Raw genomic sequence first — 17769 nt, 5'->3', positions numbered from 1 at the left:
AAGGTTGTTAAGGATGGATGAAGAGTCATTAGTATACGTTGAGCGTGAGCAATTACGTCAGTTATTTATAGAGAAATTGACCAAAGCTGGTTTGCCAGCGATTTATGCAAATAAGACAGCAGATTTAATGTTGTTTGCAGATGAGCGGGGCATACATTCTCACGGCTCTGTCAGAATGCAATATTATGCTGAGCGTATTATGAAGCAAGGAATTAATTTGTCACCTGAGCTCAAATTCACGCAAACTGGACCTTCAACAGGTACGTATTTCGGTGATAATACAGTTGGTCATTATGTAGCGTATGAAGCAATGAAAGAAGCAATTTCACTTGCGAAATCAAATGGTATTGGTGTCGTAGGTGTTCGAGAAATTGGTCATAGTGGCGCAATAGGCTACTATGCTCAACAGGCTGCATACGAGGGAATGGTAGCGTTGACTGTGTGTCAATCAGATCCAATGGTTGTGCCTTTTGGTGGCACCAAGCCATACTTCGGTACCAATCCAATTGCCTTTGCGGCACCACGTCAGTCGGGTGAACCATTACTATTTGATATGGCGACAACAGTACAAGCGTGGGGGAAAATATTGGATGCGCGTTCTAAACATAAATCTATACCTGAGACATGGGCAGTAGATGAGCAAGGTCAGCCGACGACCGATCCATATAAAGTATCCGCGTTACTGCCAGTAGCAGGGCCGAAAGGTTACGGCTTAATGATGATGATTGATATCCTTGCAGGCAGTCTCTTAGGTTTACCATTCGGCAAACATGTCAGTTCAATGTATGAAGATTTGAGTCAATATAGACGGTTAGGACAATTTCACATTGTGATTAATCCAGCTTTCTTTGGTGATGAACAACAGTTCTTGAACCAAATTACTGAAATGGTAAATGAATTACATGCTATCGATCCGGCGCAAGGGTTCGATCAAGTATATTACCCAGGTGAAATACAAGAAACAGTAAAGCAGCGTTACGCTGAAAGTGGCATACCGATTGCACGAAGTATTTATGAATACTTGATTTCGGATGAAATTTATTAACTTAAAGCATATAGAAGTGACCAGGATGATTTAATGAATTTTATCTTTTGATAGTAAATGATTGAACATCCTGAGTAACTTCTTTTTTATTGCATGCGTGTTAGAGATAGCTATTAACGTTATAGCATATGTAGATTAGCGATCAGTATTGCAAGTTAAGTGGCAATAACTGAACTTGTTTAGTATTGCATAAAATGAAATTTATGACGATTAATGATTAACCAAATGATTGAAGGAGGTAAAGATGTGCGTTTAACTAAAGAAACTTTATTTGATTTAATGAAACAAAAATTGCAAAAGGCAGGTTTAAACGAGGATGCAGCTAGTGATGTTGCTGATGTTCTAACATTTGCAGATCATCGAGGCATTCATTCGCATGGTGCAGTCAGAGTAGAATACTACGCCGAACGTATCGCAAAAGGTGGTATCACGACAAATCCAAACTATCAATTTGAACAGACGGGACCGTCATCAGCAGTATTTGAAGGCGATAATGGTCCGGGACATCAAGCTGCCAAGCAAGCGATGGAACATGCCATTGAGATGGCCAAGGAAAATGGCGTTGCGGTGGTTGGTGTTAAGCATATTTCTCATAGTGGCGCATTAGGTTACTTTGTCGAAATGGCTGCCAAGCAAGATATGGTTGGTATTAGTATGTGTCAATCAGATCCTATGGTAGTGCCGTTTGGTGGAACAGAGCCATATTTTGGTACGAATCCAATTGCGTTTAGTTCACCTTCAAATGACGAACGTATCATTACGTTCGATATGGCAACGACTGTACAAGCATGGGGCAAAGTGTTAGATGCGAGAGCGAAACATCAATCTATACCAGATACATGGGCTGTAAATGCTAAAGGTGAACCAACTACTGATTCGAGAGATGTTCACGCGTTATTACCTGTAGCAGGACCAAAGGGTTATGGATTGATGATGATGGTCGATATTTTGTCAGGTAGTTTATTAGGTGTGCCACATGGCGTCCACGTGTCATCCATGTATAAGGACTTGACTAAAGGGCGTGACTTAGGGCAATTACATATCGTTATTAATCCAGCATTCTTCACAGATTTAAATGAATTTAAAAAGAATATATCTACAATGTTAGATGAACTTAAAGCGCAACCTGCAGCTGAAGGATATGGAGAAATTTTCTATCCAGGCGAAAGAGGAAGATTGCGCAGTGACAAGTATGATAAGGATGGCATCGAAATTGTCGATGACATTTATGATTATTTAGTCTCAGAAGATGTACATTACGATAGATATCACGGCAAAAATAGATTTGCAGAATAATAATGGAGGAATAAAATGTTACACACAATTATTAAAGAAAACACGTACCAAGATTCGATTGTGCTTATGTTGTTATCGAATAAATTATCTGCGATAGAAGGCGTAAATAAAGTTTCAATAATGATGGGAACGCCTGCTAATAAAGATATTTTCAAATCATCAGGTCTAGGAACAGCAGAATTAGAAAATGCTAAGCCGAACGATATTGTAATCGTCATTGACACTGAAGATGCTGCAAAAGTTGAAGAAGTCGATCAAGAAGTTGAGGCAGAACTAAAAGGTAAGGCAGAAAGTAATGATCAAGAGCAAAAGCACAATGAAGCTTCGAATTGGTCTCGTGCATTAGAGTTAGCTAATAATCCGAACTTAGCGTTGATTTCGATTCCAGGTCAATATGCAGCTATGGAAGCTGAAAATGCGTTAAATCATAATTTAAATGTCTTTATGTTTAGTGACAATGTAGCAAAAGAAGATGAAACACGTTTAAAAAATTTAGCACATGACAAAGGATTACTCGTTATGGGTCCTGATTGTGGTACAGGTATTATCCATGGCTTACCACTCGCATTTACGAATATTGTTAACGAAGGTGATATTGGTATTGTCGGTGCTTCTGGAACTGGTATTCAAGAAGTGACAACAATCATTGACCGCGAAGGTAAAGGTGTTACAAATGCTATCGGTACAGGTGGAAGAGATTTATCATCTGAAGTCGGGGCAATTACTATGTTAGACAGTATAAAAGCATTGAATCAAGATCCTACTGTAAAGGTTATAACAGTAATTTCTAAACCACCAGCTAAAGAAGTAGAGGAACAAGTACTTAGTGTGTTACGAAATATAGAAAAACCAGTAGTTACTTTATTCCTTGGAGCAAAACCAACTTATACGGAAACAAATATTTACCATGCTTATACATTAGAAGAAGCAGCACGTGTATCAGTGCAACTTTCAAATGGAGAGACACCAAACTTTAAACCAAGATTATTTGAAAATATATCAGCTAATCTAACAGCCAAGCAAGATGGTATCAAAGGTTTCTATTCTGGTGGAACATTAGCATCTGAAGCTGCAATGCTCGTTAAAGATACATTAGGTGATTTGTCTAGTGGCGAAACACCGGAAGGATTCGCATATAAAGGCGGTAACCACGAGATTATTGACTTGGGTGATGACATCTACACTCAAGGCAAACCACATCCAATGATTGATCCTTCAAAACGTATTGAAATGTTGGAAACATCTTCAGATGATCCTGCTACTGCAGTTATTATGTTAGACAACGTGATTGGTTATGGTAGTCATGATGATATGGCGAGTGAACTTGCACCTACAATTCAAAAGATCTTAAACAAAGTTAAAGCAGACGGTCGTTCTCTTGTAGTATTAGCGACTGTAGTGGGTACAGAACATGATTATCAAGGATATCAAGCTCAAATTGAAACATTAAAAGCTGCAGGCGCTATCGTTTGTGATACAAATGATCAAATGGTACGTACAGCATTAAATTTAATTGGTAGTACAGTTGAGCAACCACAATTAGAAGTGAAACAAATTGATGCAGATCCAGTTGATTTATCTGTAGACGATAAAATTATGAATTTAATCAATGTTAAACCTAGTGTGATTAACATTGGATTGAAGAGTTTTACTGAAGCAATTCAATCAAGCGATGCACAAGTTGTCCAATTTAATTGGAGACCTATTGCTGGTGGAAATGAAAAATTAATGAAAGTACTCCAATACTTAAATAACTTCGAAGGAGAGACGGTATAAGATGGGTTACAAAACAATAGATGAAGCAAACCAAGCTGTAATAGATAAAATGATTTCAGCAGCACCTTTCTTAGTGGATGTTGTGCCTGCAAAATCAAAAATTCCAGAATTGACTGATCACGTATTATTACATGCTGGACCGCCAATCAAATATGAAAACATGACGGATCCAATGCAAGGTTCGTGTGTAGGCGCTATTTTGTTCGAAGGTTGGGCTAACAATGAGCAAGAAGCGAGACAATTATTAGAAGGTGGAAAGATTACATTAATTCCATGTCACCATGTAAATGCCGTTGGGCCTATGGGTGGTATCACTTCTGCGAATATGCCAGTTCTAGTCGTTGAGAATAGAGAAAGTGGAAATGAAGCACATTGCCAAATGAATGAAGGTATTGGTGCGGTTTTACGTTTTGGTGCTTATAACGAAACAGTCGTGAATCGTTTGCACTGGATGAAAGATGTATTAGGTCCAGTATTGAGTAAAGCTTTAAGACAAATGGATGAAGGTTTAAACGTAAATGTGTTAATTGCCAAAGCAATTGCAATGGGAGATGAATTCCATCAACGAAACATTGCTGCCTCTTTAGCATTCTTGAAGGAAGTTACACCAATCATCAGTTCGTTGGAAGATGTAGAGCCAGCACAACGTACTGAAGTGCTGCAATTTTTAGCAGATACGGATCAGTTCTTCCTAAATATTGCAATGGCAACAGGTAAAGCTATGATGGACGCAGCACGTCAAATTGAACATGGTACGGTTGTTACGGCAATGTGTCGTAATGGTGAAAACTTTGGTGTTCGTATTGCTGGAATGGGCGATGAATGGTTTACAGCACCTGTTAATACACCACAAGGATTATACTTTACAGGTTATTCTGCAGATGATGCTAATACAGATATTGGTGATTCAGCTATCACTGAAACTATTGGTGTAGGTGGTATGGCAATGATTGCAGCTCCTGCTGTAACAAGATTTGTTGGTACTGGTGGATTTGAAGATGCTTTAGAAATCAGTAATGATATGACTGAAATTTGTATTGGTGAAAATCCGAATTTCGTTATTCCAACATGGAACTTTAAAGGCGCTTGTCTTGGAATTGATGCTCGTAAAGTTGTTGAAACAGGCATCACACCTGTTATCAACACAGGTATCGCACATAAAATTGCTGGATACGGTCAAATTGGAGCAGGTACAGTACACCCACCAATTGAATGTTTTGAAAAAGCAATCACTGCTTATGCAGAAAAATTAGGCTTTAAGGCGTGATTTATAGAGCGCTTGCAATTGGGGGTATTGCCCAGGAAATACTAGAAGAACGTGAGACATTTTATGTGCATAGTATTTTTAAAAAAGGATTTAATATCGTTAATCATAGACAGGAACTTATATTTATTGGAACAGATGACAATGGCACATTCCCATTTGGTATTCAAATTGACGCGCAAACACGTGATCAATTACTAGGTAAAGTACATCAACAGCAAACGATTAAAGTGAGTGCGAATACGATTTATATCGATGCTGAATGTCAACTTGTTTGGAAAGTGAAGCAACTCGCTTCATTTGAAGCACATATGAGCGATCAGGTGACACAACTACGCTCATGTGTTGCTAAATATGATTTCTCTGAATATGAGCAAGGTGATTTTAATAGTTCATATTTAAGACGCTTTATTTACGCTTTAGCACATGGTAGTTCTGAAGAAGTGGAACGTTACTATCGCTTTATTATCGGTAGAGGACAAGGGTTAACACCAACAGGTGACGATATTTTAACAGGTATGTTGTTCATTCATTTTATCAATCCGTATATTAGAAATCATAATTTAATTATTTTAAAGCAACTACTGAGAGAAACATTAACGACACTTGTCAGTGAAACTTTCTTAAAATGTGCACAAAAAGGTCTATTTAGTTCGAAAATATCAGTGTTACAAACAGAACCAACACCAGACAATATTGATCGCTTAATACAAGTAGGGTCATCATCAGGGAAAGATACATTGTATGGTGTGTTTGTAGCATTAACGTTAAGGAGTGGAACGTATGGGTAAGCGAGTAGTACTTGCTTTAGGTGGAAATGCAATCTTACAACCAAAGCAAGAAGCGACATACGAAAATCAATATAATAATATCAGTGCTGCTACTAAAAAGATGGCAGAATTAAAGCAACAAGGACATAATGTAGTCGTTACTCACGGTAATGGACCGCAAGTAGGTAATATCATCGCTCAAAATGAAGCGGCTAAAGATATTGTAGAACCTTTACCGATCAATGCTTGTAACGCAGAATCACAAGGGTTTATTGGATATATGATGGAAGAAGCGTTAAAGAATCATCTTGAGACTTTAAATATAGAAAATAATGTAGTAACGTTATTGACAATGGTAGAAGTTGACAAAGATGATCCAGCATTTAAAAATCCAACAAAACCAATTGGAGTATTCTTTGATGAGGCCGAAGCGAAACGTTTAGAAGAAAAGCACGGCTTTGTTATGGCAGAAGATGCAGGAAGAGGATATCGCCGTGTTGTTCCATCACCAGAGCCACTAGTGATTCATGGTGTGAATCAAATCAAGGCGCTTATTGATCAAGCGATTGTTATTTCATCTGGTGGTGGAGGTATACCTGTGTATCGTGATATCCAAGGTAAGATACATGGTGTCGAAGCTGTCATTGATAAAGATCGCTCTGGTTTAAAGTTAGCACAACAAGTTGATGCTGATACCTTTGTAATGCTGACTGATGTATCTAACGTCTATGTGAATTACGGTAAACCGAATGAAGAAAAGCTAGAGACAATTTCAGTAGAACAGGCTAAACAATATGTAAGTGAGGGGCAATTCCCAGCAGGTAGTATGTTACCTAAAGTTGAAGCAGCGATTCAATTTGCAGAAATGGGTAAAGAGGCCATCATTTGTTCATTAGATGATGCAATTGAAGCATTAGAAGGAAAAGCAGGTACACGCATCGTGCTAGAAGCGAGTACTGAAGTTGTAAATTAAACTTAAGTAAAGTTAATTTGGATACGAATCGGTCAAAGCTTATGTATTTGGTCGATTCGTTAACTTATTATATGACAAGATTACAAAGAAAGGTGATATAAAATGACTGATCCTTCTCATGTGAATAAGATAAATAAGAATTGGGGCGTGATTATAGCGATAGTATTTATCGCTTCGACGCTTCGTGCACCACTTACTTCCGTAGGTCCAGTAGTAGATGAGATAAAACATGTGATGGAGATAAATAATAGTGTTGCAGGTATACTCACAACGATACCGCTTGTTATTTTTGCTATTGTATCACCGGTTGTCTCTAAAGTAACAGCACGTCTGACGATGTCGAGAACGATATTGTACTCAACAATTTTACTCATATTTGCCCTTTATCTTCGTGTTGCAGGTGATTTTACACTGTTTATTATTGGTACAGTTGTATTGGGTATTGCCATAGCATTTGGGAATGTGATGTTGCCTAGTTATGTAAAATGGTATTTTCCATTGCAAATTGGTGTGGCGACGGGAATTTATAGTGGGACGATGAATTTTACTGCAGGTTTAGGCGGAGGATTGAGCTTTCCATTATCACAAATATCACCTTTAGGATTTAGATTGTCTTTAGCATTTTGGATTGTTTTGGCAATTATGGCCATTATATTATGGTTGCCAAAAGCTCGAAAAGGGGCAACATTAGAACGTGCAGCTATGGATTCTAATGAGACGGTTAAACCAAAAAAAGTTAAAATCACTCGCTCTAAATTAGCGTGGATGGTGGCATTAACTATGGGCTTCCAATCAATGGTGTTTTATACCGTTGTTGCATGGGTACCATCAATTTTAGTAGATAGAGGTTTAGATCCATCAACTGCGGGTTATTTACTCATGTTAAATCAGTTCGCACAAGTACCAATGACCTTTACTTTTCCGATTATTGCTTCTAAGTTAAAGGATCAACGCATATTAGTAATTATTATTACGTTACTATTCATAGTAGGATTTAGCTTATTCTTCACACAATCTTTAGTACTACTTATTATAGGGATTGTTATTGCTGGTCTTGCGATGGGCGCTTGTTTCAGTTTATGTATGACATTCTTTTCAATTAGAGCGAAAACAAGTGAGGGCAGCATCTCTTTATCTGGTTTTGGTCAATCAGTAGGTTACTTGATAGCTGCCGTAGGTCCATTTTTAATCGGCTATCTTCATGATGCAACAGGTAGTTGGATTTCTGGAATCATTGCCTTGCTTGTAATGTCAGTGCTATTCTTTGCATTTGGTTATCCTGCTTCTAAGAGACGTGTCATAGAAGATGAATCATTATAACAAAAGAGTCAAGTTGAAAAATTAATTAGTTTGTAATGTAATAGCGATATTACGTCGAAGTAAGGTTGTTGTGATTCGATAGAGTTACTGTACAACTTATTAAGCCACCCACTTTCTAAGGATATTTGGAAGTGGGTGGCTTATTTATTATGTTAATTCACAAGAAGCATCACTATACAATACTACAGTAGCTATTGGTGAGGATTTTTTACCGTGAATGGTAATAGTATGATCAGTATTAAAATCATGTTTGGTTTAGCTTTTGGTTAGACATTGTTGAGTATTGTTCAGTTGATATGTGTATTATAGCTCTAAAAGCGCCCTTAAATGAACGATTAATTTCATTTAAGGGCGCGTATTATTTTAAATTTAAAATGTGTAATTCATACAATTAATCTACGAGACATACATGTGTGATGTAAATCAAAAAGGATTAATCTTGTGTTGCGTAATGTTGTAATAATGTAGTAAGTGCTTTTTCAGGTTCTAAATTAGGTACACCTTGTTGTGCTAAGTAAAGTGAAAATACTGATAAGAAAGTTAATATATTTTGCTTTTCTACAGCATAACCCATTATGCCAATTCGCCAAATCTTACCTTGTAGATCTCCGAATGAACCAGCGATTTCAATACCATAGTGCTTTAATAAACCTTCTCTAAAGGTAGCATCATCTACACCATTTGGAATCTTTATACAGATTACCATTTTCATTTCATTTTCCTCATCACCATAAATCTCAAGTCCGAGTGCTTTAAGTGCAGCTTTCAAACCTGTTTGATGGAAAGCGTGACGTTGTGCACGAGCTTCGATGCCTTCTTTAAGTGCAAGCTTCAATCCTGTGTTCAATGCATAAATTGAAGTTGTAGATTCTGTGTGATGATTTAAGCGTTTAGGGCTCCAGTAGTCTTGTAATTGGGTTAAATCTAAATAGTTACTGCGGATGAAAGGTTCTTGTTCGACTACTTCATCAGAACGTATACCAAGTTCGACACGTTTACGACGATTAATTGCTTCGCTAAAGCGCTCATTAAAGGTAATTGGTGTTATGCCTGAAGGGATAGATAAACACTTTTGAGCGCCTCCAACAACTGCATCAAGTTCCCATTCATCAACAGGGATAACCATACCTTGATACGTTGCTACTGCGTCTACTACCGACAAAATGCCACGTTCTTTACATGCACGACCAATTTTATCAATAGGTTGAAGACGTCCCGTAGATGTTTCGCCGTGTACAATAGCCAATACTTTTGGTTTGATTTCATCTAATGCAGCTATTATTTCGGATTGTTCAAATACTTCGCCCATAGGTTTTTGAATATTATGTACAATACCACCTGCTCTAGTGACAAGTTCAGTGAATAAATAACCGAAACGTCCGATAATCGGGATGAGTACATCATCACCAGGTTTAACAACACTAGAAATGACAGCTTCTAGTCCAGCACGACTTGTACCATCAATTGGGAATGACCATTGATTGTTAGTCAAAAAAGATTGGCGTATCAATTCCATTGTTTCATTCATTATACCAACAAACTCATAGTCGAACTGACCTAATATAGAATTAGACATTGCTTGAGAAACACGAGGGTCTACACTTACAGGACCTGGTGTCATAATTAATCGTTTATTAATCTTCAAATCATCCATATTTATAACCTCATTTTCTTTAAATTCCGTCATTTTATATTATACATGAATGGTAACAAGCATTATTCGTCAAAATTGATGAATTAATAAGGTTTATTTGTTTGAATATTACAAAAATGATATACACACATATATGACGAAGTGAATGATAAATATTATTAATTTTGCAAAATAGCTACAGTTATCGCGTCAGCAAATTCATGCATGATAGGGCTCCAATTTGTTTCATCTTCTCTTGAAAAGCGTGTTAAATCCCCATTATTAAAAAATGAAGCACGTAAACCTAATGATAGTTCTAACTGTACGCCTGCATTTTTAGCATTACGATTCGCAATATTGGCATCGGAATCTCCTTCTAAATATCGAGGGGTAGGTTGAACATTAAATCCTCTGAGTTCTAATTGCTTCTTGATTGAGCTCTTTAACGGCTCGTCCTTTCCTCCTATGTAAACAACTGAGTCTGAACCACTAGCGCCATGTATCATAACGGATTTAGTCATTTGTTGTTGCATATCTAAAATAGTTGGTTCGTCATAATTTGTAGATGTTACGTGCAATTCCCCATTATTTGTCGTTCTAATACCTTCAAAACTATAATAATTATAAAATCCATTGTTGGCGATTAATTTAGAAACCTCTGTTGTACCAGGTTCAATATTGCCACCATGTACAGCTGCAATTATCGTATTGCCAAAACGCTTGTCATACGATAAATTCCAGTCAATCCCCTGTTCTGTATCATTCATCAGTTCGGTCATTGAAGCATAACTGTCAGCATATACAGGTTTAGAAAAGACTGATAAAAGGTAAATAAACATACAAGTGAAGGTTATGATATATAATTCTTTTTTAAAAAACCATTTGAAAAAATATGTATTTTCTGCCATTGAATTCTCCTGTATTTTAAAATTTAATTACACATTAAATATGTTACCATATTATTATTAAATTAATAAATTATTTTTATTTTTAAAGGGATATATTGGTTTTTTCTACAATTGATAATGATATATGGTATGTAGCATGGTAACGTACAAATTAACCATGTTTTTAAAAAAGTAAGTTCTAAAAAGTGGGGAACGCTTGATTTTATAATGAATATTAGAAAATTTATGTCATGGAGGTAATAATAAATGATTAATATTATATCGGCTATTGGCTCGATTGGAACTTTTGTCATGGCTTTGTTTTACTTTGTATCAGTAAGTATACAACTTTATCAAATGAAGATTAGTTTTATACCGGCGTTAAGCTTCAATCAGATTCTTGTTACACGGGAGAAGGATCAATTACAACTTACCAATACAGGTATTGATAGTGAGTCTGAACAAGATTATATGAAATTATATAATCTTGGTGGTGGGGCTGCTAAAAATATAAAAGTTGAAATTTACCTAGGTGATGATGATGTATTGCAACGTAAATATATTAATATATTACCTAGTAAAGAGGGATATTTATTGCCAATTAATAAGGATGTATATTCTGAAATAGAAAATACAATAAAAAATGAAGGCTATGATTCGAATTTAAATATCAAGATAACATATAAACATAATGTGAGTAGAAAGGAACAATATTTACACTTGAACGGGAAGATTGATAGCTTTAATACGTATAATGATAAATCTGTTTATGAACTACAATTTTTCTAGTTGTTAAGTCTTTAAAATAATTTGTATTAAAACATTTCAATATAGCGTTGCTTTAATTTAGTATGAACATTCAAATTGAAGCAACGTTTATTTATTGTCATATCAATAAATGAGGTGAATTGTTTTGTGCGATTGAATTTTTTAGCTTAAACTTGTATATGAAATTAATATTTGGAGTGACAAAAGATGATAAATGTAAAAGCACCAAATTCTTTATTTTTAGAACAGCAGGAGGCAAGTCACGCGATATTGCTGTTACATTCTTTTACCGGTACGATAAGAGATGTGAAGTTATTAGCGAATAAATTACATAAAGTAGGCTATACGTGCTATGTACCAGCATATGAAGGTCATGGTTTGTTATTAGAAGATTTACTAGAGTACAATACGGATGATTGGTTGAAAACGGCACAAGCTGGCTATCGCTTTTTACAAGAGCAAGGGTATCAACAAATCAGTGTTTGTGGTGTGTCATTAGGTGGTATCTTATCGTTGAAATTAGCGGAAACGACTGATGTGCACTCAGTAGTTGTCATGTCGACACCATTTAGTAAAGATGATGCAGGATTAGAAGCGCGCTTAACATATTATTGCCAACGCATGGGTGATTTAGTAGGGTTATCTGAGGAAGAGGTAACCAGACAATTGACGATGATTGAAAGTTATCATGCACAGTTACAGAAATTTAAATTGCTCGTAGATGAAGTGATGGCAAATTTAGAAGATATTACTGCACCGATTGCAATTAAATATGGAGAACAAGACGAACAGTCCTATGCAAAGAGTGCAAATTACATTTATGAACATATTAAACATAATGACAAGGAAATTTCTGGATATCCACATTCGAAACATCTTATGACGCATGGAGAGGGGCGCCCAGATGTAGAACGGGATATTATTGCTTTCTTAGAAGATTATGAATAAAAAATACAAATGAGTGTAAATATCATGGATCTTATTGGTTTGAATCTAAGCTCAACAAAAAAGACAATTACTATTATCGGTGAAGATAAAGTAGTAATTGTCTTTTATTAATTAGTAGCATATTTTTGTCTTTAGCATGTTAAGTGCGAACTGTGCATTACTTAGCATTTAAGACGCTATACTGCTTTACTTTCTCCAAAATGAATCACAGTTCTGTTTATCATCAATATTAAATTGGATAATATCTTGTAATAAATTAAAATCAATATCCTGTGTCCATTTTATTTTGAATAAATTATTGGTTTGTGAATAACCTGCATTTGTAATGCGTTCAGAAAAATGGGACATAGTTTTCGCTTCAGGTGCGATTGAGAAATGTTGTTTAGCCTTACTAAACGCTATGATAAATGTGCCATGATCAGTATACATAGGTTGGTTCCACTTCACAGTTGTCTCTAGTTTTGGAAATGTGTCATTCATCCATTGAAATACTTGGATCATGGTGTCTTTTTGAGAATCTGTTTCTAAAGTATTGAGAAATGATTTAAATAAGTCCAAGTAAATGTCAGCTCCTTTTAAAGTGAAATAATTATATCTTTACATGTAAATGTGTAATATTTCTTTGATTATAGCATAACAGAATGGGCTAGTGACAATGCTTATGGTAAATAGCGTGATTTCAAATAATATAGTAATCATGTTGTTTAAATTAATTCATAATAGATAGACAAAAGGTATCAAGTCTTGAATATGTTAAATGAGTAATTCAAGGATCTTGATACCTTTAAGAGTTGCTCTAAATGCCACGGTTAAGTGCTTTGTTTTGCGCACTAGTTTGAGCTTGTTACCGAAATAGACAGTTAGATAAGTTATTGTGTTGTTGTGGTGGTTACACCGTTACTTTTCGTTTTTTATGTTGAAATAATGCATCAATAATTAAGCCGATAATAAGTAATAGGATAAATGGCAATAACCATGCGAGTTGGATATCGGCTAATGGTAATGCATGATATAAATTTGAGATGGCTGAACTTAACTTAAAGTCACTAACAATTTGTAATACTGAAATAATTAAAGTGACTATAGTTGGTAAAATATACGCAAATTTTAAATCAAATGGTATGAAAATACTCACTAATGAAATAATTACCAATACGATAGAAGTTGGGTAGATGAACGTCAATAGTGGTACTGCAATTTGTAAAATTAAGTCTAAACCTAGTGTAGAAACTAAGAAACCTAATAATGAAAAGATAAGTACAAACATTTTATATGAAATTTTAGGCAGTTTTTTCATGGCGAAAGCCGCACATGCATTGACTAGACCGACGCAAGTTGTTAAACATGCGAGTATAACAATGATACCGAAAATTAAATTACCTAGTGAGCCAAATACACGTAATGAGTTAAAAGTTAAAATGCCTGTGCCATCTTTGAAACCAGCGTGACTCGTTGTTGCTCCAACATAAGCAAGTGCAAAATAGATTAATAATAATAAGATAGCAGAAATAAGACCTGCTTTAATTACATTTTTTACTAATGTACGATGATCTTCGATGCCATGCATTTTAAACATTTGTACAATCACAACTGAAAATGCCAATGCGGCTACGAGATCCATTGTGAAATAACCTTGTAAGATTCCTGATACGACTGGTGTTTTCGCATAGTCACCAGTTGCTTGTCCGATTGATCCTTCTGGATTAAAAATAACGAGTATGCACAGGATCGCAATTATAATAATTAATATAGGTGTTAGATATTTTCCTAAATTATCTATAATTCGGCTAGGATATAATGCGATAAAGTATACAACAAAGAAAAATATAACAGAGAATATGATTAAAGTTGCATGGTTATGTACAGGTAAAACATGGTTCGTACCTATTTCATATGCTACATTGGCAGCTCTTGGGATGCCGTAAAGTGCACCTATTGATAAATATATACATACTGCAAAAATAGTGCCGAATATTGGATGTACTTTATTACCAATACTCTCCACGCCACCATTCATATATGCGACAACAATGACGGTTAAATAAGGTAATAAAATACCAGTTATTGCAAAGCCGCCCATCGCAATCCACATATTATCTTGGGCAGTATAGCCAAGCATCGGTGGGAAAATTAAATTTCCAGCCCCAAAGAAAAATGAAAATAACATGAGACCAGACATTAATATTAGTTTATTCATTATGATTACCTCAATTTCAAGGATATTTACTTGCGCAAAACACAAAATACTTTAACACAGAATACCATTTAATTCAATGAAGTTTCAGACAATTTCTAATATTTAAAGTATTACAACTACATATAGTCACAAATTGTACATTTTCAGCGAGAATTAGGGCTATAAAAGAGTAAATGAAGGTATGACATTTTTGTGTTAATAAAAACGCTATTGAGCCGAAAGTAGAAAAATGATATAGTATAATCTATATCGCTAAAACGCTTTAACGCAATAAAGTTTTGTAAAATATAAAGGATGTAGAGTTATGAGTAAACAATCACAATGGAAGTCTTCAACTGGCTTTATATTAGCTAGTGCAGGCTCTGCAATAGGACTAGGCGCAATGTGGAAATTCCCATATATGGCAGGTATATATGGCGGTGGCGCCTTTTTATTAATGTTTTTAGTATTTACAATTTTTGTAGGTTTACCATTATTAGTTATGGAATTTACTGTTGGTAAAATGGGACAAACATATACCACTAAAATTTATGAGAAATTAACACAAAAAAGATGGTTGAATATCATTGGTTGGAACGGTAATTTAGCTGTTTTTGTATTGTTTGGTTTTTACAGTGTTATTGGTGGATGGATTATCATTTATATATTTAATGTAGCACTGCAATTATTATCATTCCAAGGTGGTAAACTTGGAGATATTCAATTTGAATCCATTATTGGAAGTCCGTTATTGACGATAATAGGACAAGGTGTGTTTATCTTGTTAACTATGATTATAGTCATGATGGGCGTTGAAAAAGGACTAGAAAAAGCTTCGAAATTTATGATGCCTTTACTATTTATCTTCTTAATTGTCATAGTTATAAAATCATTGACGTTAGGTGGTTCAATGGAAGGGTTGAAATTTATATTACAACCTCGTGTTGAAGATATCACTATGGAAGGTATCTTGTTTGCTTTAGGTCAATCATTCTTTACACTTTCACTTGGAACTACAGGTATGATTACGTATGCGAGCTATGCTTCAAAAGAGATGCCGATTAAAACATCTGCAGTATCTATTGTAGCGATGAATATATTGGTGTCAGTACTTGCAGGGCTAGCTATTTTCCCAGCAATTGCAGCATTTGGTTACAAGCCAACGGATGGCCCAGGTTTATTGTTTAAAGTATTGCCAAAAGTATTTGATCAAATGGCTCTTGGTTCTACATTCTATTTTATCTTCTTGATACTATTCTTGTTTGCTGCGTTAACGTCTTCTATTTCATTATTAGAGTTGAACGTATCTAACTTCACTAAAAATGATAACAGTAAAAGAAAATCGGTATCATTTTATGCTAGTTTATTAGTATTTATTATCAGTATTCCAGCAACACTATCCTTCAGTAGTTTGAGTGGTATTCATTTTGCAGCGGGTACAATTTTCGATAATATGGATTTCTTAGTATCAAATATTTTAATGCCATTAGGTGCATTAGGGACAACGCTCGTTGTAGGTCATGTGCTTAGTAAAGAAGATTTAGTTGAACACTTTGGTAAAGATAAATTTAAATTGTTTGCACCGTGGTATTACTTAATAAAATTTGTATTGCCAATTGTAATCATTTTGATATTTGTTGTTCAATTTATTTAAAGATAACACTCTATTTTATTAATAGTTATAGGTAGGTGCCGACAAAGTATTGCGCTTTGTTGGCACTTTTTTATATGCAGTTGATGACGGTTAAATTCGACTAAAACTTTGTAGTAGTTTATTAATAAAGAATTTACTTCAGTAAAATGAGTATGAAGTATATTGAATCAATCGTTGCAAATTAAATTAGCTAAATATGTTGTTTAAATCAGCAATAAACAGGTAATAGTTGTATAAAATTAAATTGTGTCATTTCATTGACATTTAACTATCAGTTTAGTACAATTTTAATAAATTATTTATTAGAAGCAATTAATTGTTAATTATAGTATACGAATATATAAATTATAGATTAATACTTTTAATAAATAAAATTTTTCTTTGTAAATGTAAGCGTTTTCTAAAGGAGGTAAAATTATGGAAGCTCTCATCGGAAAGTTTTTTGAATTATTACCACGCTTCATCGTTAATTTATTTATTTAAAATGCGTTGGGTTTTAAGAGTGTAATTTTGAATATTTTTAAGAGGTGTCTAAGATGGAGAAAAAACAAAATAAATACAGTATCAGAAAATTTAGTGTTGGTGCATCGTCAATCCTCATTGGAGCTTTATTATTTTTAGGGGCAGGAACTGCACAAGCTGCTGAAGAAGAGCAACAACAAGTTGACGCTACACAATCTAAGCAAGAAGTGAATACTAATACTTCTTTATCAGACGAATCGAATCAAAATAATACGCAAGATATAAACCAAGAAAACAGTAAAGATGCAACTACTAAGTCATCGTCACAAAAGGATGTACATAATGCACAAGATGTGGCTACAGAAAGTGATTTAACCACTAACGATGTAAATCCAAAATACAACGAACAAGATAAAGCAGATACAGCAACAAAAGATCAACAGACAGAAGGAACATCAAAAGAGAATCAAACAAAATCAACAGAATCACCAGTAGATCCAGAATACAACGAACAAGATAAAGTAGATACAGCAACAAAAGATCAACAGGCAGAAGAAACAACGAAAGAGGACCAAACAAAATCAACAGAATCACCAGTGGATCCAGAATATAACGAACAAGATAAAGTAGATACAGCAACAAAAGATCAACAGGCAGAAGGAACAACGAAAGAGAATCAAACAAAATCAACAGAATCACCAGTGGATCCAGAATATAACGAACAAGATAAGGTAGATACAGCAACAAAAGATCAACAGGCAGAAGGAACAACGAAAGATACACAAGAGCAAACTTCA

General features: G+C 35.0%; 15 protein-coding genes. 11 read left to right on the top strand and 4 right to left on the bottom strand.

Translation table 11 applies throughout. The annotated features are described in order from the left end of the window. Positions 1-13 precede the first annotated feature (13 nt). The 7 genes from allD (SH09_RS00075) to SH09_RS00045 all read left to right on the top strand — a co-directional run bounded on the left by allD (SH09_RS00075) (position 14) and on the right by SH09_RS00045 (position 8444). Positions 14-1045, top strand: coding sequence for an ureidoglycolate dehydrogenase (gene allD, locus SH09_RS00075; protein ID WP_042737574.1), 1032 nt, complete (start codon positions 14-16; stop codon positions 1043-1045). A gap of 246 nt (positions 1046-1291) precedes the next feature. Further along, entirely contained in the window at positions 1292-2341 is a 1050-nt protein-coding gene (allD, locus tag SH09_RS00070; RefSeq protein WP_042737573.1) for an ureidoglycolate dehydrogenase, read from the top strand. Positions 2342-2356: 15 nt separating this feature from the next. Then, on the top strand, positions 2357-4117 hold the full coding sequence (locus SH09_RS00065; RefSeq protein WP_042737572.1) for an acyl-CoA synthetase FdrA: 1761 nt from the start codon (positions 2357-2359) through the stop codon (positions 4115-4117). Between the two features lies 1 nt (position 4118). Beyond that, entirely contained in the window at positions 4119-5384 is a 1266-nt protein-coding gene (locus SH09_RS00060) for a YlbE family protein (RefSeq protein ID WP_042737571.1), read from the top strand. Continuing rightward, entirely contained in the window at positions 5381-6172 is a 792-nt protein-coding gene (locus SH09_RS00055; RefSeq protein WP_042737570.1) for an oxamate carbamoyltransferase subunit AllH family protein, read from the top strand. The genes SH09_RS00060 and SH09_RS00055 overlap by 4 nt, the downstream gene beginning before the upstream one ends. Further along, on the top strand, positions 6165-7124 hold the full coding sequence (gene arcC / locus SH09_RS00050; protein WP_042737569.1) for a carbamate kinase: 960 nt from the start codon (positions 6165-6167) through the stop codon (positions 7122-7124). Before SH09_RS00055 ends, arcC begins: the two co-directional genes overlap by 8 nt. Before the next feature lie 102 nt (positions 7125-7226). Next, entirely contained in the window at positions 7227-8444 is a 1218-nt protein-coding gene (locus SH09_RS00045) for a CynX/NimT family MFS transporter (protein ID WP_042737568.1), read from the top strand. Positions 8445-8877: 433 nt separating this feature from the next. On the opposite strand, the gene SH09_RS00040 is transcribed toward SH09_RS00045, so the two are convergent. Next, positions 8878-10098: a pyridoxal-phosphate-dependent aminotransferase family protein gene (locus SH09_RS00040; RefSeq protein WP_042737567.1), complete on the bottom strand. Its 1221-nt coding sequence runs from the start codon at positions 10096-10098 to the stop codon at positions 8878-8880. A gap of 158 nt (positions 10099-10256) precedes the next feature. Then, positions 10257-10985 carry a poly-gamma-glutamate hydrolase family protein gene (locus tag SH09_RS00035; protein WP_042737566.1) on the bottom strand — a complete coding sequence of 243 codons (729 nt, stop codon included), beginning with the start codon at positions 10983-10985 and terminating at the stop codon, positions 10257-10259. Between the two features lie 246 nt (positions 10986-11231). Here SH09_RS00035 and SH09_RS00030 point away from each other — a divergent pair, with 246 nt between their 5' ends. Both SH09_RS00030 and SH09_RS00025 read left to right on the top strand, forming a co-directional pair. Beyond that, a complete protein-coding gene (locus SH09_RS00030) occupies positions 11232-11753 on the top strand; it encodes a hypothetical protein (RefSeq protein WP_042737565.1) in 522 nt (173 codons plus the stop codon). 186 nt (positions 11754-11939) lie between these two features. After that, positions 11940-12680 (top strand): alpha/beta hydrolase, encoded by a 741-nt coding sequence (locus SH09_RS00025; RefSeq protein WP_042737564.1) that lies wholly within the window; start codon positions 11940-11942, stop codon positions 12678-12680. A 186-nt stretch (positions 12681-12866) separates the two neighbouring features. Here SH09_RS00025 and SH09_RS00020 read toward each other — a convergent pair whose 3' ends face one another. Together SH09_RS00020 and brnQ are read right to left on the bottom strand one after the other, a co-directional pair. After that, complete coding sequence (locus tag SH09_RS00020) at positions 12867-13238, bottom strand: iron chaperone (RefSeq protein WP_042737563.1); 372 nt, start codon at positions 13236-13238, stop codon at positions 12867-12869. 331 nt (positions 13239-13569) lie between these two features. Next, positions 13570-14877, bottom strand: coding sequence for a branched-chain amino acid transport system II carrier protein (brnQ, locus tag SH09_RS00015; protein ID WP_042737562.1), 1308 nt, complete (start codon positions 14875-14877; stop codon positions 13570-13572). Between the two features lie 304 nt (positions 14878-15181). Between brnQ and SH09_RS00010 the strand changes: the two genes are divergently transcribed. Continuing rightward, a complete protein-coding gene (locus SH09_RS00010) occupies positions 15182-16510 on the top strand; it encodes a sodium-dependent transporter (RefSeq protein ID WP_042737561.1) in 1329 nt (442 codons plus the stop codon). A 536-nt stretch (positions 16511-17046) separates the two neighbouring features. Then, a partial coding sequence (locus tag SH09_RS00005; RefSeq protein WP_042737560.1) for a YSIRK-type signal peptide-containing protein occupies positions 17047-17769 on the top strand: 723 nt, incomplete at its 3' end.

Origin of the sequence: Staphylococcus gallinarum, from assembly GCF_000875895.1 — a bacterium.
GTDB classification, from domain to species: domain Bacteria; phylum Bacillota; class Bacilli; order Staphylococcales; family Staphylococcaceae; genus Staphylococcus; species Staphylococcus gallinarum.
The sequence above is the reverse complement of the archived record's forward strand: the minus strand, read 5'-3'. Positions and strand labels throughout refer to the sequence as shown.

Coding starts and splice junctions, on each gene's coding strand:
- arcC (WP_042737569.1), top strand. CDS start 6,165: ATGGGTAAGCGAGTAGTACTTGCTTTAGGTGGAAATGCAATCTTACAA.
- SH09_RS00045 (WP_042737568.1), top strand. CDS start 7,227: ATGACTGATCCTTCTCATGTGAATAAGATAAATAAGAATTGGGGCGTG.
- SH09_RS00065 (WP_042737572.1), top strand. CDS start 2,357: ATGTTACACACAATTATTAAAGAAAACACGTACCAAGATTCGATTGTG.
- SH09_RS00060 (WP_042737571.1), top strand. CDS start 4,119: ATGGGTTACAAAACAATAGATGAAGCAAACCAAGCTGTAATAGATAAA.
- SH09_RS00035 (WP_042737566.1), bottom strand. CDS start 10,985: ATGGCAGAAAATACATATTTTTTCAAATGGTTTTTTAAAAAAGAATTA.
- SH09_RS00030 (WP_042737565.1), top strand. CDS start 11,232: ATGATTAATATTATATCGGCTATTGGCTCGATTGGAACTTTTGTCATG.
- brnQ (WP_042737562.1), bottom strand. CDS start 14,877: ATGAATAAACTAATATTAATGTCTGGTCTCATGTTATTTTCATTTTTC.
- allD (WP_042737574.1), top strand. CDS start 14: ATGGATGAAGAGTCATTAGTATACGTTGAGCGTGAGCAATTACGTCAG.
- SH09_RS00040 (WP_042737567.1), bottom strand. CDS start 10,098: ATGGATGATTTGAAGATTAATAAACGATTAATTATGACACCAGGTCCT.
- SH09_RS00010 (WP_042737561.1), top strand. CDS start 15,182: ATGAGTAAACAATCACAATGGAAGTCTTCAACTGGCTTTATATTAGCT.
- SH09_RS00025 (WP_042737564.1), top strand. CDS start 11,940: ATGATAAATGTAAAAGCACCAAATTCTTTATTTTTAGAACAGCAGGAG.